Source organism: Comamonas thiooxydans (assembly GCF_002157685.2).
GTDB classification, from domain to species: domain Bacteria; phylum Pseudomonadota; class Gammaproteobacteria; order Burkholderiales; family Burkholderiaceae_C; genus Comamonas; species Comamonas testosteroni_H.
Map to the genome: position 1 here is coordinate 3,182,046 of NZ_AP026738.1, position 12,906 is coordinate 3,194,951.

Sequence of the window (12,906 nt, forward strand, 5' to 3'; positions counted from 1 at the left end):
GCGGCCCGTTCAGAAACGATGATTCAGTGTCAGCTCAACACGCCGCCCTTCTCCGACGAACCACTGCGTGTTGGTGTAGTAGGAGGTCGTGAAGTAGTGCTTGTCGAAGATGTTGAAGCCGCGCAGCGTGAACGTGGTGGCCTTGGTTGCCTTCCATTGCAGCGCCAGGTCTGCTGTGGTGTAGGCAGGCAGCTTCAAGGTATTTGCATTGTCTGCATAGCGCTTGCCAACATGGCGAAGGCCGCCGAACAGCGTCCAGTCTGGCACGACTTTCCAGCTCACCCAGACATTGGCGACACGCTCCGGCACATCGGTGGGAATATTGCCATTGCGTGAAACAGCGATGCCGCCCACGGACTCGCTGAAATCGTCATAGCGAGCCTTGAGCAGCGCAAAGTTGGCATCAATCTGCACGGCCTTGCTGACTTGCATCGACAGGGTCCCCTCGATGCCCTTGGAGGAGCGTTCGCCAACCTGTATGCGCAAAGCGGGGTTTGCAGGGTCTCGCGTCAATAAGTTGTTTTTGGTGATGGAGTACCCTGCAAGCGTCCAGTCACCCTTGCCTTCCCAAAAGGATTGCTTGATACCAACCTCAAACTGTTTGCCGCTCGATACGTCAAAGGCGGAATTAGCCGCCGACAGCATCAGCAGGCCGCTCACTGGATCTGCGGCCTTGGATGCCTGCGCATACAGGGACAGCTGAGGACTTAGCTTGTAGACCGAACCAAGTCGCCAACCGGTATTGGAGTAGCTGCGTTTGAAAGCTTGAGTGCCCGCCACCAGGTCCTGGCGCGATAGATCCGCGTGGTCGAAGCGGGTGCCCGCCACGACAGACCAGCGATCCGTCAGTTCAAGCCGGTCTTCCGCAAACAGCGCATATTGCTCGGCCTTGTTTTGATAGCGAGGAATGAAAGGTACGGAGCTGCTGTAGTAACCAGGGACGGGGCTATAGGGGTCTACCGGACCGGAGCTGCCGGTGTAAGTGTTGTTGGTGTGCTGAAACGATGCTCGGTTCACGTCGAAGCCCACGGAGAGCTGGTTTGGACGTCCGAGCAAGCTGCCATTGAAGGTCACATCCGTGGTGTTGCCTGTCTGCGTCTGGTCGTGACCGATCTCGGTGTTGTCCGAGCGGTCGATCAATCCTGTAGCGGTGTTGTACCGGTACGCTTCAGCATTGCGCCAATAGCGGTCGCTGCCGATGTGATAGAGCTTGCTTCGTACGACGATATTGCTGCCGGGTGCCCACTGAGCAGCCAGTTCGGTCCAGCGATCCTTGAACTGGATGCGGCTGTCGGCAACGTTGTAGTTGCGCTCTCGGATCGCAGGGTCTTGTACTCCGTTGATCAGCGGTGCACCGAAGTAACGCATCGGCTTTTGCCGGCCCTGTGCGTGCGACAGTTGCAAGTTGAAGTCAGGTGTCACATCCCAGCGCAGAGCGCCGGAGATCGTTCGATTGCTGGAATCGCCACGATCCACCCACCCATCCGACTGGTCGCCGCTGACATCCAGTCGATAGGACCATTGCTCATTGATCGCGCCTGCGCTGCCAAAGGCCAATGCACGTTTGCCTTTGGTTCCCACCGTGGCCTGGACTTCATTCTGGACAGGCCCGCGCGTGGGCTTTTTGGGGATCACGTTGACCACGCCACCAATAGCACCGTCACCGTAGATCACGGATGCGGGTCCGCGCAGCACTTCGATGCGGTCGATAGACCAGGTGTCGAAGGGAAAACTCACACCGACTCCCCCGTATTGGCGCGTACCGTCGTATAGGCGCATGACCGAGGTGGAGTCTGTAAAACCTCGTGCCGAGAGAGCGCTGCCACTGTTGCCCGGATGTCCCAGACTGGTGATGCCGGTAGATCGCGTGATTGCATCAACCAGAGCAGTGTCGCCGCGAGCTTCCAGTTGCTCGCGCGTAGTCACCTCGACACTGGCCGGAGTGTCGCGTGCACTGAGGTCGAGTCGACTACCGGTGCCCACTGAGCGCTCCAAAGGAGTGTCCCCCGATGAACGTACGGTAACCGTGTCCAGGGTGACGTCGGTTTGCGCCAAACTGCCAGAACTCGCTACTGCAAGAGGGACAGCCAATGACAGATGGGCCACAGCCAGGGCCACGCTGTTGCGTTGAAAGAAGGTGAGCGAAAGAAAACTCGCGTTGCCATTGGGCATCGCGCCATAAAAGGGATGGGTCATGAACTATCTGCGTGCAAGTGAAATCGGCCGTGCAGGACTGGGCCCGACGGCGATAGGCTGTATCCGCCATCGATTGGCGGCACAGTGGACTTACACGAGCGTTGGCGGCCCTCGCGGGGGCAAAGGTGCCCCCACCAGCGCGGCAATGCGCGCTGAAATTACAGGTTGTAGCGTCAAGCCGAGCGGCTGTGGCTGCTCAAGATGCGGTGATGAATAGCTCGGCGGTGTCGTGATAGTCAGACACAGGGGACAGTCCAACGAATGATGAAGCCCTGGCGCGGCCTGGCCGTCCTCATCAAGCATGATCACCTGCATGCTGCCACTTGAGGTACAGACCACCTCGATGGCTTTTGGATGCACTATGGGCGAAGCCATTGCAATACTCAACGTCAGCATGAACCACGCCAGAACCAGGCGGGTCAGTGACAGGGAGTTACGCAGCGCTTGCATGGTTGCGCATTATGAGGCCTCCGATGAAGGCCGAGACTTGTCGATTTCTCGCTACTTCGCGCTATCGAGGAGATGCAGCCGTGTGTGGCCGCGTCCTCGACAGGGCTTGCAACAGAAAAATCGCAGTTTTGAGCGACGGTGACCATTGCAAAGCTTCTGTTCTTCCAGGCAGTCGACCGTGCCCGAACCCCATAGGCCTGCATTCATGGGCTGAGCTTTACAGGGCGGGCAGCACTGCCTGAAAGGATGCCGAACTCAGCGCACCTTCTCGGTGCCGGTCACTTCACGGAAGAAATCATCGATTGCGTCGACCATTTGTGACAGACCCGGCTCCTCGAGCGGATAGTGCCCCGCGTTCTCCAGCATGATGGTCCGAACAGGTACCTTGCCGATTCGGCCGATTACAGGCTCGCTTAGCTCCAGAGGAGTCCAGCGATCATCAACTGGCTGCGTCAGCAAGACAGGGCAGACATTGAAGTCAGCTGGTTCGACTTCGGGCACATGCGACATGTAGGAATCAAGGAATCCGATGGACACGGCGTTTGCAGCGGAGGTTTTATCGCGCATGAAAACTTTCATGGCCGCATCGCTGTTGCACAGCGCGCTCATTTTCCCTGCCTGGCTCATCGGCATCTTCATCTTTGCCAATGGCGTATTGGCCAACTTGCTCATGAGCGGAGCTCCTACGCGACTGACAATCAGATTTTTCGCTGTCTCGTCCCGCACCCGCCGGTCCCGGTTATCAAGAAACGTCATTCCTGCGATACCCTTGATCTTGCGGTTTCGGGACGCAACGTTATAGGTAAGCATGCCGCCGGCAGAGAGGCCATACAAAACGATGGGGCGACTGTCACGCGCCAGTTCTCTGTCAATCAGGTCGCTACCGCACTGGACCCAATCGTCGTAAGTGACGGCGTGGCCCTCCCCTACTTCAGTCAAACCGTAGCCCGGCATATCCGCAGCGATGGTTTCGTAACCTCGTTGAGCCAGCGGGCGACCCAGAATCGTCATCATCTGACGACCATTTGTCCCGACTCCGTGCATCAGAATAACCCTTACCGAGGCGTTCGGATTGCGGTACGCATCGATGTGAATTCGATCACTGTGCCAGTCCCAGAAAGACTCGGAGGGCTCCTCGCTCAAGGGGATCCGATAGCGCTCAGGAAGGAAAGACTGGATTTCTCGCCAGATGGGTTGGTCGGCGTACATGCTCATGGAAGTCTCCGTGATCGATACGCGCTGCGGATTGCGTCGCGTTGTTTTCACTTTAGGAGTTGCGATCCCTTTGCAGAAGGTTGAATCGGGCCAACTGCTTTATCCTTCAGGCCAATAGTCTGGGGAAGATTCATGCAGTTCTGGGATTTCACGCGCAGTCCGGCAAGTGTCCAGTTGCTGCTCGAAGCAGGAGCAAAGCGCGGTCTTGGAGCGCGGGATCTGCTCCAGGGCTCCGGTTTGACCCAAGAACGGCTGGCGGACGCAGAGATCAGCATCGATCCAGCACAAGAAGTAGCCGTCATTCGAAACCTGCTCACTCTCATCCCAGACGAGCCAGGCCTGGGGCTTCTTGTCGGCATGCGCTACCACGCTACGGCCTATGGAATTCTTGGCCTTGGAATGCTTAGTGCGGCAAGCGGTCTGGATGCCCTCCTGCTCGCACACCGTTTCCTCTCCTTAACCTTTGCGCTCGCTATGCTGGAGCATGAGCGCTCAGACGGGATGCATCGGTTGAAATTCGTTGCATCGCCTGCGCTTGAGCCAGCATTGCGCGAGTTTGCAGTGCAACGCGCTGTAGGCGCGACCTGCCGTCTAATGCTGGATGTCCTGGGGACAGACACGCAACTGGAAGCACTCAGTCTCAGCATCAAACGGTCTCCGCATATGCCGTACGCAATCGGCGGCGTACGGATCGAGTGGGGATCGCAAAGCAACGAACTACGCGTAACACAGGCAACTATGTCTCAAGCCCTGCCTCAAGCCAGTGCGGCAACGTATGCCATGTGCATCCGCATGTGCGAAGACCTCATGACCAAACGTCGCACATCGCTTTCGACTGGAACGCTACTTCGAGAAATGCTGGCGGCACAACCTGATGGATCGGCGGCAAACCTGCAGCAAGTTGCTGGCTGGCTTCACGTAAGCGAGAGATCGCTCAAACGCCGGCTTCATGACGAAGGACTCTCGTTTCGGAAACTATACGAAGAGGTTCGCAGAGCACGAGCCGACAAGCTGCTAATTGGCTCTGAGCTATCCGTTGCAGAAATTGCCGCGAGACTTGGCTACAGTGATGTATCCGCGTTCTCGCAAGCATATAAACGATGGACGGGTTTTTCCCCCACAAATGCAACTGAGCAAATGCGCGGCCAAGAAGTCTCAAGTAGCAAGCATCGATAGCCGGCCTTTCAAGATGGCAATAGCAAAGTGGCTGGCGGTTTGGGTTTGCGGATTCAACTGCTCAATGCAACAAAATGACCAGTTGAAGCCACAGTCAAAACAGACGCTCTTCTTGGAAACAAGGCAGCAGAAGAAGTGGTGTGGAAAAATTGATGATGAAATGAACGTTCACGAGATAGAAACCAAACGATTGCGTCTTCGGCAATGACAAGATTCTGACTACCCCATCTTTGCGCGCATAAATGCCGACGCAGAGACTATGCGCTTTTTTCCCGCCACACTTTCGTGTGGAGCAGAGCAATGATATGGAGCAATACTGTCGCGACCTCATCGAGCAGCAAGGTTGGTGATTTTGGGCAGTGAAAGAAAAAGCTACCGCAACATTCCGGCTTGCATAGACCGACCGATGAGCTGCCATTTTCCCCATGCATCGAAATAGCCTGGCGGCTTGTGAAAACGGCATGGGGAAATGGCTTTGCAACAGAAGCGGCAGGTGCAGCACTATCCTTTGCATTTGCACAGTTAGCAGTGTCCGAAATCATTTCCTTTACAACGTTGGATAACGCCGCTTCTGAACGCGTTATCCAACGACTTGGCATGAGGCGAGACGCTCAAACGTTCGAGCATCCCTCTCGTCCTTCAGGACACCCTTTGCGCGAGCACCTCCTATATCGTGCCTACCCAGGCACACGAACCTTAGCGCTCATGTAGCGAAGGCCCAGACCAAAAGGCGGCAACTGACTGCTTGGGGCTGTGAACAGCCCTCAGTGGTTGGCTACTGCCGGCCGGGAGGCACTAGAGTGAACCACTGCGCTATCCTTGACCTGATGAAAAGCTGTCGTGACGCTGCCCCCACCTTCATCAAGGCTCTCCCAGTCAGACCTCTACAACCCGAGTTCGTCAACCTGATTGACGAGGCGCGTGACAGTCTAGTGCGGGAGCTCGGAGTACTCCTAGACAGTCTGTATCTGTACGGCAGCGTGCCCAGAGCGATGGCCCAACCCGGAAAATCGGACTTGGATTTGACGTTGGTGCTGTCGAGGCCGCTTTCCACACCAGAGGCTGAATCTCTTGAGCGCGTCCGTTCCAACCTGGAAGCGGGTCATCCTGAAGTCACCAAGATCGATTTGGATGTAGGTGTACTTGAGGATGTACTGAACCCGGCCAATTTGTATAGTTGGGGCTACTGGCTCAAGCATGAGTGCCGCTGTATTTATGGTTCAGATCTGGCACTTCGGTTTCAGGCATTTCAGCCATCACCCGCAGTTGCGAAAGCCGTCAACGAAGACTATGTCCAGGTGCTCCGCGACTACATGGCGCGCATCTCTCAAGCACATGACGAAGACGCAACGAGACGGCTGAAAAAAGAGGCTGCAAAAAAGCTGGTTCGCGCAACCAACGTCCTGCGCCTTGAGGCAGACCATCTATGGCCTGAATCTCTGGAGGAATACACCAAGTTTTTCTCGGTTCGCTTTCCCGAAATGGCTGAACAAATGGAGTTCTTTCTTGAGCATGCCAAAACGCCCTCGGCAACGAACGACGTTTTCAATCAGAGGCTGGTGTTCTTTGTCGATTGGATGCAAGGGCTCCAGTACTCATCCGCGTCTGCTTAGGCTGAACAGCGACGGCGGCAACCGGCCATTTGCAGACAATCTCTTCAGCTCATGATTTGACGCAGGACGGACTAAAGCACAATAAATACCAGCTCATTCCATCGATTTCAAGCAATAGGGCACCACAGTGATCAATGATCTTTCCAGAGCAGAATTCTGGCAAAAATTCATCTTGCAGGAATGCGGCTTCCCAAAGCCAGAGTCGTTAGCAGAGCAATTTGAAAATGCGGAGCTCTTTGACTTCTGTACCTGCGGATGTAATAGCTTCGCTGTGCGTATAAAGTCAGACTCGATAATCGCCCCATTGGTATCAATAGGCCGTTATGGCTTAATTTTCGAGGCCGATTTCCATCTGATTAATGAAGAAAAAACGCTAGAAATCCTCTTTTTTGCAGGACGCTCTGGGTATCTTGAGTATGTTGAAATTGACTGCTGCGCAAATAGCTTTCCGGTCCCAGACGAAATCCAAGTTGATGGCCCGCCCTACCATCTCTTTGTACATGAGGAGCTTGTCTAGTGACCGCTCAAGGTCGAACAGAAACAGCGGCTCTCGGCCACAAGCAGTCCACGTGTTTCCAGCAGAATGTGCTCTCGCCTTTGGACTGCCAGAAATTGGAGACAGCAGTGAGAACACGCCACTGCCCTAGCACCGTGGATCAGGTATCTATCCGACCCATGAACATTGGGGACTACGACAGCGTCACCGCAATGATGAAGAAAACAGATGGGGTTACTTTTCGGGATGCCGATTCACGGGAAGCTACTCAGCGCTACTTGTCGCGCAACCCGGGTTTGAGCTTCGTTGCGTTAGAGGGCGAGCATATCGTTGGATGCATCATGTCAGGCCACGATGGCCGTCGCGGCTACTTGCAGCACCTTGTCGTCCTGCCTACACACCGAAAACGCGGCATTGCTTCCCGCTTGGTGGAGCTCTGCCTGGACGAACTTGAAAGACTCGGCATTCATAAGAGCCATATTGATGTTCTTCAGGAGAACCATTCTGCCCACGCTTATTGGGAAAGCAGAGGATGGAAGCTGAGGACGGACATTCGCCGGTATTCTTTCGTGCGCTCTGGCAGTGATAACGCCTAGGGACAACTGGCAGACATCCTCGGACGTCTGCAGTGGGTCGATTCACAGTCAATGACTTGCAGGTTCACTGCACGCGTGTTTTATCAGCTCTCATGACAACCATTCTTCGCGCTATTGCATCGCTGGCCGTGCTGCTTTTTTCATCACTGGGCTTTGCCCAGACGTTGAGTTTGACCTTTGATGATGGACTGAACCCCGACAAGCAGGTCCAAGCGCAAGTGTGGAATCAGCAGATCATTACCAGCCTCAAAGACTCTGGCATCACAGCGATGGTATTCCCCTCGCTGATTCGCATAGGCGGTGATCGAGGAATGGGGCTCGTCATGGATTGGGCCAAGGCAGGTCATGCGGTAGGCAACCATACGGCGACACACCGCAGTCTTGCATCCACCGAAACGACACTGAACGAATTCATTGCGGACGTGAAAAAGGCCGATGCAGCTCTGCGTCACATTCCGACTTGGGTGCCGATGCTTCGCTTTCCTTACCTGAAAGAAGGTGACACGGAGGAAAAGCGTGAAGGCATCCGATCCAGGATGAAATCAAATGGCTATAGACCCGCTCCAGTCTCCATTGATGCCAGCGATTGGTACTACAACCAGATCTACTCCTCGCTTCTACAAGCAGGTTCACACGACAAGGCTGTGCGGGTCAAGATGGCCTACATTGAACACCTGCTTGACCGGGCTATTTACTATGAAGGCCTGGCCAAGCAGGTACTTGGTCGAAGCCCTGTGCATGTGATGCTGCTGCACACCAATGAGATCAATGCGGAAACCTTGCCTGATATCGTTTCGGCTTTTCGCAAGCAAGGCTGGACATTCGTACCAGCAACAACCGCATTCAAAGATCCTATCTACTCTTCGCAGCCTGACACATTGCCTACTGGCGAAAGCGTCGTATGGGCAAGCGCGAAAGCTCGCGGCATTTCTGGCCTGCGCTATCCCGCCGAGGACTCGGTCTATGAAGAACCCAAGCTCCGCCTGGAATCACTAGTACCCTAGCAGTCCTTTTGGGGTCATTCCGAGACGGTCGCCTGCCGGTCAGAAGCAGTCATCACGGCGCTTCGCTGCGCGGGCTACCGGAACACGCCAATCGCTTCCACAAGATTTTTCACCTGCCATTGCATGCTGCTGGAAGCCTGCGCCCCCTGGGTCACCAGTTGCGCGTTCTGCTGCGTCAGATAGTCCATGTCCGCCACCGACTTCCCTACCTGGCTGATCTCCTCGCTTTGTTCGCGCGTGGCCTTGCTGATCTCGGCAATGAAGTCCGCCACGCTGCGGGCCTGAGAGACGATATCCCCGATATTGCTCCCCGCATCGCTGACCACCAGAGAGCCCGCCTCGATGGTGGCCGTGCTGGCCTGAATCAGCGCCTTGATCTCCTTGGCTGCATCGGCGCTGCGCTGCGCCAGGGCCCTCACCTCGCCGGCAACGACGGCAAACCCCCTGCCATGCTCGCCGGCACGGGCGGCCTCCACGGCCGCATTCAGCGCCAGCAAATTGGTTTGAAACGCTATGCTGTCAATCACGCCGACGATGTCGGCAATGCGGCGGGAGTTGGCCGTAATCGACTCCATGGTGGAGACGATCTGATCCATGGACTGCCCCCCGCGCAAGGCCGCCGCGCTGGCTTCGCTGGCCAGCACACCGGCTTTTTGTGCCGTATCGGCGCTGGATTGAACCCGGGCCGTGATCTGCTCCATGGAGGCCGAGGTCTGGGCCACATTCACCGCCAGTTGCTCCGTCTGCCCGTGCAGATAGCTGTTGCCCTGCTCGATCTCGTTACAGGCCTGCTGAACATTCAGAGCTTGCTGGTTCACATCGTCCACCAGCCAGCGGAACATGAGACCGATCTGGTTGACCGTGCGCAGCGTGGTGCCGATTTCATCCGTGCGCTGCAAGTATTCCGTCTGCCGGTTGTTGCCGGTTGCCACGTTCAGCGACTGACGCTTGAGCAGCTCCAGCGGCGTGGCGAACTGGCTCTCGAGCAATAGCGTCATCACCATCAGGGCCACCGTCATGAAGGCCGCCATCGACAGGAACTGCATCTGGCTTTGGCCCAGCAGCCAGGCGCCGAGCACCAGGGCGCCCCACAAGGCCAGCGAGTTCAGGCGAATGCGCCGGCGCACCCCCATGTGCCGCCAGATCGAAAGCAGCTTCCCCAGCCCCTTCCTGGAGACTATGCCTTTGTGCAGCTCGGGGGCTGAACCGCCCTTGTCGTGCATGGACTCGTACAGCTTTTGCGCCGCCTCGACCTCTTTGCGCTCGGGCTGTGTCCGCACGGACATATAGCCCTTGGCCTTGTCATTGCGGATGATGGGAATGGCATTGGCGCGAACCCAGTAGTGGTCCCCGTTCTTGCGCCGGTTCTTGACCAGTGCGCTCCAGGGCTCGCCGCTTTTGAGGGTGGCCCACATGTCGGCAAAAGCGGCCGGGGGCATGTCCGGGTGGCGCACCAGATTGTGCGTCTGGCCGAGGATCTCTTGCGGCTCGAAGCCGCTGACCTCCATGAACGCCTGATTGGCATATTTGATGTAGCTCTCCGTGTCCGTGGTGGACATCAGAGTCGCGTGCTCATCAAAGCTGTACTCCCGCTGAGTTACCGGTGCGTTCACTCTCATATGTGCCTTCTGTAGTCAATGGCCTGACAAAACGAGATGCCGCCCAGTTGGAGTGAAGCCGGTACGCCTTGGGCACCCATGCGATCGCTCGTTGAGCGCTTGTTCGTGTCAAGTACTTACATATTCATTGACTTGTTTCATTTTTTGAATAGATATCAGATCTGATGTATCGAACTAGCATCGAATCAGATCTGATTCACAAAATCACCTTGAAGGCTTTGAATTAATTTGATACAAGTCAATTTATAAATTCTGGATTCTTCTTGTTCGGCAACTAGGAGAGGCTCATGGATGCAATGGTCAGCACCGGCTACAGCATGGAATTGGTTGTACTGTCGTACGCGATTTCAATGATTGGCGCCTTCATTGCGCTGATCTCCGCCAAGCGACTTGAGCCGAAGGTTGATGACCGCCAGACCTATCTGATGAGCCTCGGCAGCACAGGGATTGCTCTTGGCGGCATTGGCGTATGGTCGATGCATTTCATTGCCATGCTTGCGCTGCGCATGGACCTTGGGACCGGCTACTCGATATGGGAGACCGGCGTGTCGCTCATTGCCGCAGTGGCAATCTCGGCTCTGGCTTTTCATATCGTGGCTCACAATCCGCGCAGCATTGGTCGCTTGCTTTTGGCGGGATCAATGCTTGGGCTGGGCGCCGTTGTCATGCACTACCTAGGCATGTATGGCATGCGTTTTGGAGGCCACCTGGAGTGGGACTATGAGCGAATCGCCATGTCTGTGCTTATTGCTCTCGTGGCTGCAACTGCGGCGCTGTGGCTGGCATTTCACACCGAAAAGACAAGCATGCGCCTGCTTGCCGCGGCGGTCATGGCCCTTGCCGTTTGTGCCATGCACTACACAGGCATGAGTGCGGCCGAGTTCATTTGCACGACGGAAAATCGCCTTGCGATTCCTTCGGGAAGGTATGTGCTTAGCGCACTTGGACTGCCGATGGTAGTGGCTGTACTGGCCCTGGGCATGTCGATGGTTCTGCTGATGGACTTGGCGCTGGTATCTTTCCAAAAGAGCAGCACAAGAGCAGGCATCCCTCGCAAATGAATTGGGGCAGCAGACTGGTGCCCCTTGTTATGGAGCTTACTTCCCATTGCGCCACCATAAATCTCGACCTGTCTCGTTGGCATGTGTCGCCCGATGACGAGCAATCGGCCCGTTGATCACCACTCCGACTCTGTCTGCAAGGAATAGCTTCTGGGTACCTCGCTTGAGACAAACACGATACCGGCACCAACCGCATCTATGCAACGCTGAAAAGTAAGAGGCAATCTTGAAACACCTGCTCGGATGTTTTCTCTACCACAGTGAAATCGCCAGTGACGCCAGTACGAGCTGTGTCGCAGATATCACCAGAGTCTCACGCCGCTTCAATGAGGCCCATGGGATCACAGGGATCCTGATTTTTGACGGCCAGCGCTTCGTCCAATACATGGAGGGCCCTCAGCAGCAGGTGATTGCATTGGCCAAAAAGATATCGCTGGACAATCGCCATACCAATTTCACTCCGCAGCACGAGGCAAGAGGTATAACGAGTCGCCTTTTCTCCGGTTGGACCATGGCTTACCTCTCGGTAGATGATGCCGAGCCGTTGGCCCAAATGTGGGTTGTCGACGGAGATGCCGCGATGAGTTGCCTGCAGCAACTATTGCCAATGCTGGATGCTGCCTAGCAGCGTCCATTCAAACTCCTTGTTGCTGAAGCACTCTGATTTCCGCAGATTCAAAGATCGTTCCGAGACGGCCGCCTGCCGGCCGGCAACGGAATTTCAACCTGCTTTCATTCACTCCATGCAAGACAGTTCTTCCTCAATATCGCTTTGCAACTGGCGCGGTGAAACGACTACCCCCTGCATTGCAGGCGTTGGGAATACAGCCGCAAGCATGCCGTCCTTTTCCATGCCGGGAAGCCAACGACTCAGAAAATGGTGAATATCGATGCTTGCCGGGGTATTGCCGGCCCATTCGCCAACTGCACAAGCAATCGCGTAATCGGGATGTGACCAAAAGGGGGCCACAGGATTTCCGTTGCTGTACGAGGCTGTCACCCATCCCCCCTCATTCCTCAGTCCCCACACCAATTGCCAGTCCGATACTCGGCCGATGAAATGCCGATAACGCTGATGACTGGCAAGTGCCGATACCGCTTGGAACTGTTGTCGGTTGAGTGGATAAGACTTTTCCATGTGAGAACTGGCGCCGGATGAATGAGGCATTCTGTCAACAGGTTGGAGCCGGAGCTCTAGTCGCTTCGGCAATGATGAACTGGCGATAGCGCCGATGCATATCCCATCTGTGAATCGAACAGCGGCCGCCACAACCACATACGACCGGAAGCGGGCTGCCAGCAGATTTTCTTCTTGACCGCGTTGAGTCCAGATCCGCCATCCCGTCTCAGATACCCGACCACCACCGCCCTGCTCGGCCCTACGCTCATGGCGGCCGACAGCCAGTCGTACCGGTAATGGGTACCATGACCATCAAGGCTGCGGCGCATCCACCCTGCCCTTGATGACGCATCCGAACCG

13 protein-coding genes are annotated in these 12,906 nt (G+C 55.8%); 8 read left to right on the forward strand and 5 right to left on the reverse strand.

Features of this window, described 5'->3' with window-relative positions:
* Positions 1–9: 9 nt before the first annotated feature.
* The 3 genes from CTR2_RS14640 to CTR2_RS14650 all read right to left on the reverse strand — a co-directional run bounded on the left by CTR2_RS14640 (position 10) and on the right by CTR2_RS14650 (position 3,861).
* Positions 10–2,196: a TonB-dependent receptor gene (locus tag CTR2_RS14640; RefSeq protein WP_254913328.1), complete on the reverse strand. Its 2,187-nt coding sequence runs from the start codon at positions 2,194–2,196 to the stop codon at positions 10–12.
* Positions 2,197–2,286: 90 nt separating this feature from the next.
* Complete coding sequence (locus tag CTR2_RS14645; protein WP_087083160.1) at positions 2,287–2,646, reverse strand: DUF2946 family protein; 360 nt, start codon at positions 2,644–2,646, stop codon at positions 2,287–2,289.
* A 255-nt stretch (positions 2,647–2,901) separates the two neighbouring features.
* On the reverse strand, positions 2,902–3,861 hold the full coding sequence (locus CTR2_RS14650) for an alpha/beta hydrolase (protein ID WP_087083158.1): 960 nt from the start codon (positions 3,859–3,861) through the stop codon (positions 2,902–2,904).
* A gap of 132 nt (positions 3,862–3,993) precedes the next feature.
* Here CTR2_RS14650 and CTR2_RS14655 point away from each other — a divergent pair, with 132 nt between their 5' ends.
* The 6 genes from CTR2_RS14655 to CTR2_RS14680 all read left to right on the forward strand — a co-directional run bounded on the left by CTR2_RS14655 (position 3,994) and on the right by CTR2_RS14680 (position 8,746).
* Positions 3,994–5,037 carry an AraC family transcriptional regulator gene (locus tag CTR2_RS14655; protein WP_087083156.1) on the forward strand — a complete coding sequence of 348 codons (1,044 nt, stop codon included), beginning with the start codon at positions 3,994–3,996 and terminating at the stop codon, positions 5,035–5,037.
* A 450-nt stretch (positions 5,038–5,487) separates the two neighbouring features.
* The gene (locus CTR2_RS14660; RefSeq protein WP_310220591.1) at positions 5,488–5,748 is read left to right on the forward strand and encodes a GNAT family N-acetyltransferase; all 261 of its coding nucleotides are present in this window, start codon (positions 5,488–5,490) and stop codon (positions 5,746–5,748) included.
* A gap of 89 nt (positions 5,749–5,837) precedes the next feature.
* On the forward strand, positions 5,838–6,650 hold the full coding sequence (locus tag CTR2_RS14665; RefSeq protein ID WP_176391637.1) for a nucleotidyltransferase domain-containing protein: 813 nt from the start codon (positions 5,838–5,840) through the stop codon (positions 6,648–6,650).
* Positions 6,651–6,777: 127 nt separating this feature from the next.
* On the forward strand, positions 6,778–7,167 hold the full coding sequence (locus CTR2_RS14670; protein ID WP_140401023.1) for a hypothetical protein: 390 nt from the start codon (positions 6,778–6,780) through the stop codon (positions 7,165–7,167).
* A gap of 158 nt (positions 7,168–7,325) precedes the next feature.
* Positions 7,326–7,742, forward strand: a complete 417-nt coding sequence (locus CTR2_RS14675; RefSeq protein ID WP_087083154.1) for a GNAT family N-acetyltransferase — start codon at positions 7,326–7,328, stop codon at positions 7,740–7,742.
* A gap of 92 nt (positions 7,743–7,834) precedes the next feature.
* A complete protein-coding gene (locus CTR2_RS14680; protein WP_087083152.1) occupies positions 7,835–8,746 on the forward strand; it encodes a polysaccharide deacetylase family protein in 912 nt (303 codons plus the stop codon).
* Positions 8,747–8,820: 74 nt separating this feature from the next.
* Here the strand turns inward: CTR2_RS14680 and CTR2_RS14685 are convergent, their stop codons facing one another.
* Positions 8,821–10,365 carry a methyl-accepting chemotaxis protein gene (locus CTR2_RS14685; RefSeq protein ID WP_149357059.1) on the reverse strand — a complete coding sequence of 515 codons (1,545 nt, stop codon included), beginning with the start codon at positions 10,363–10,365 and terminating at the stop codon, positions 8,821–8,823.
* Between the two features lie 287 nt (positions 10,366–10,652).
* On the opposite strand from CTR2_RS14685, the gene CTR2_RS14690 reads away from it, so the two are divergent.
* A complete protein-coding gene (locus CTR2_RS14690; protein WP_087083150.1) occupies positions 10,653–11,426 on the forward strand; it encodes an MHYT domain-containing protein in 774 nt (257 codons plus the stop codon).
* Between the two features lie 226 nt (positions 11,427–11,652).
* Complete coding sequence (locus tag CTR2_RS14695) at positions 11,653–12,051, forward strand: BLUF domain-containing protein (RefSeq protein WP_034359506.1); 399 nt, start codon at positions 11,653–11,655, stop codon at positions 12,049–12,051.
* Positions 12,052–12,162: 111 nt separating this feature from the next.
* On the opposite strand, the gene CTR2_RS14700 is transcribed toward CTR2_RS14695, so the two are convergent.
* Positions 12,163–12,564: a DUF2750 domain-containing protein gene (locus CTR2_RS14700; RefSeq protein ID WP_254913326.1), complete on the reverse strand. Its 402-nt coding sequence runs from the start codon at positions 12,562–12,564 to the stop codon at positions 12,163–12,165.
* Positions 12,565–12,906 lie beyond the last annotated feature (342 nt).

Bases quoted from the DNA above. Each gene is read 5' to 3' on its own strand.
- CTR2_RS14640 (WP_254913328.1), bottom strand. From the start codon at position 2,196: ATGACCCATCCCTTTTATGGCGCGATGCCCAATGGCAACGCGAGTTTT.
- CTR2_RS14645 (WP_087083160.1), bottom strand. From the start codon at position 2,646: ATGCAAGCGCTGCGTAACTCCCTGTCACTGACCCGCCTGGTTCTGGCG.
- CTR2_RS14650 (WP_087083158.1), bottom strand. From the start codon at position 3,861: ATGAGCATGTACGCCGACCAACCCATCTGGCGAGAAATCCAGTCTTTC.
- CTR2_RS14655 (WP_087083156.1), top strand. From the start codon at position 3,994: ATGCAGTTCTGGGATTTCACGCGCAGTCCGGCAAGTGTCCAGTTGCTG.
- CTR2_RS14675 (WP_087083154.1), top strand. From the start codon at position 7,326: ATGAACATTGGGGACTACGACAGCGTCACCGCAATGATGAAGAAAACA.
- CTR2_RS14680 (WP_087083152.1), top strand. From the start codon at position 7,835: ATGACAACCATTCTTCGCGCTATTGCATCGCTGGCCGTGCTGCTTTTT.
- CTR2_RS14685 (WP_149357059.1), bottom strand. From the start codon at position 10,365: ATGAGAGTGAACGCACCGGTAACTCAGCGGGAGTACAGCTTTGATGAG.
- CTR2_RS14690 (WP_087083150.1), top strand. From the start codon at position 10,653: ATGGATGCAATGGTCAGCACCGGCTACAGCATGGAATTGGTTGTACTG.
- CTR2_RS14700 (WP_254913326.1), bottom strand. From the start codon at position 12,564: ATGGAAAAGTCTTATCCACTCAACCGACAACAGTTCCAAGCGGTATCG.